Origin of the sequence: Bradyrhizobium sp. (assembly GCF_049581145.1) — a bacterium.
Lineage (GTDB): Bacteria > Pseudomonadota > Alphaproteobacteria > Rhizobiales > Xanthobacteraceae > Bradyrhizobium.
The window spans coordinates 1-1,844 of record NZ_JBAURI010000641.1; the positions used below are offsets into that span (position 1 = coordinate 1).

Here is a 1,844-nt window from a genome sequence, read left to right on the forward strand (position 1 = left end):
TGATAGGCATCGGCCCAGCCGCGGTCGAACACGTACTCGCCCTGCGAATGCGATTTCAGATAGCAGGGGACGATGCCGGCGATCCGGCCGTCCACCTTCGCCAAGAGATGCCGCGGCCCCCAGCCGGTCCGTGCCACGGCCGAGCCAGAGGATTCCAGGCTGGAGAAAAACGCGTGCGAGACGAATGGGTTATAGGCGCTTCTTGAATGAATGCAGGAATCGGCTGCGGCGATCGGTGAGGTGAGCGCGTCCAAGTCATTGGCATGTTTGGGATCGGCCTGCGGATTGGCACAGGCATCCCAGTCCTCGGCCGGGACGTCGCCGACGGAAGGCACCGCTTCGAGGGTAATTTCAGATGACGCCATCGAGGATTTTTGTCTGACCCGCTTCTTCAAGATCGTGCATTGCAGCGAAGACTTCAAGGCCAGTTGCCGTCACGGCGCCGGCGATCAGCCCGATTGTCGCCGCTCGCCGCTTCACCTCGTGGAACACGACGCGTTACGCGTCCGGCCGAAATCCCTCAAAAATCATCTGGTCGGCATAACGCGCCGCGCGGACACGCTGCTCCTGGGTACGCACAGTCCAGGTCAGGAGTGGGCAGCCGAAAATATTGCGGGCGATCCAGGGCGCGGCTGACGGCAACTCGTTGACCCCGTAGGCGACGAAATCCGGCTGTGTGCGCAGGAAGTGGCGCAGATGCGTCATTTCGCGGCGCTGGCCAGCCGATGCCTCCGGCCAGTCCTGTTCGGTATAATGGCGCTCGGCGACGATGCCGCGCGGGCGCAAGGGCAGGAACTCGCGCAAGGCCTTGACCTGATCCGGGTCAAAGGACATGCCGGCCGCCGCACCCGGATAGGACGACAGTACCTCGGCCATGCGTTGGACCAGGGTGCGATCGCGATCGAAATGGCTCTTCACCTCGATCACCAGCGGGACCCGGCCGGCGACCAGTTTGCACAGATCGGAGAGCGTCATCATCCGCTCGGCGGTGCCCTTGAACGCCACCGCCTTGAGCTCGGCTGTGGTTTTCGCAAGCAGCGGGCCCCGGCCGTCGGTGAGCCGGCCAAGCTCGTCGTCGTGATGCACCATGGCCTCGCCATCGGCGGTGAGCTGGATATCGCATTCGATGGCGAAATTGCCGGCGACCGCGGCCTCTGCCGCGCCCGGCATGTTCTCGATGATGCCGTGTGCGGCATCATGCAGGCCGCGGTGGGCCACCGGCCGCGCCGTCAGCCAGTCCGGTGCGCGCAACAGCCGTCTCCGCCTCACGATACCTCGAACAGTCCCTCGACCTCGACAGACGCGTCCGCCGGCAGCGATGCGACGCCGACCGTGGTGCGGGCATGACGGCCCTTGTCGCCGAAAACCTGGACCATCAGATCGGACGCGCCATTGAGGACCTTGGGTCCGTCGAGAAAATCCGGCGCCGAGTTGACGAAGCCGCCAAGCCGGACCACGCGCGTCACCTGGTCGAGATCGCCGACCGCGGCCTTGATCTGGGCGAGAAGGTTGATGGCGCAGCCGCGCGCCGCCGCATTACCCTGCTCGACGGTGACACCGGCGCCGAGCTTGCCCTTGGCGATCAGCTTGCCCTGCGCGTCGAAACAGACCTGGCCGGACACGAACAGCAGGTTGCCGGTGCGGACGAAGCCGACGTAATTCGCCACGGGAGCCGCGGGTGAGGGCAGCTTAATACCCAGTTCCGCCAGTTTCTGTTCAACCGTACCTGCCATCTTCGTCCTCGCTTGGTCTGGATGATTTCAACATCGATTGCTATCGAGTCCGCCCTGTTTCGCGCATCGCATTCTCTCATGCAAGCGAGCAGGGCTTGGCGATGGCTTTCC

The 1,844-nt window shown here is 64.3% G+C and carries 4 protein-coding genes; all 4 read right to left on the reverse strand.

Translation table 11 applies throughout. From position 1 onward, the window contains the following. Positions 1–365, reverse strand: a 365-nt coding sequence (locus tag WCB02_RS21105; protein WP_423961085.1) for a peptidogalycan biosysnthesis protein, incomplete at its 3' end; no start/stop codon positions are given. Further along, a complete protein-coding gene (locus tag WCB02_RS21110; RefSeq protein ID WP_423961080.1) occupies positions 352–492 on the reverse strand; it encodes a hypothetical protein in 141 nt (46 codons plus the stop codon). The genes WCB02_RS21110 and WCB02_RS21105, both read right to left, overlap by 14 nt. A 6-nt stretch (positions 493–498) precedes the next feature. Beyond that, the gene (locus WCB02_RS21115) at positions 499–1,251 is read right to left on the reverse strand and encodes a glycerophosphodiester phosphodiesterase (protein ID WP_423961082.1); all 753 of its coding nucleotides are present in this window, start codon (positions 1,249–1,251) and stop codon (positions 499–501) included. Between the two features lie 14 nt (positions 1,252–1,265). Beyond that, positions 1,266–1,733, reverse strand: coding sequence for a RidA family protein (locus tag WCB02_RS21120; RefSeq protein ID WP_423961083.1), 468 nt, complete (start codon positions 1,731–1,733; stop codon positions 1,266–1,268). Positions 1,734–1,844: the final 111 nt, after the last annotated feature.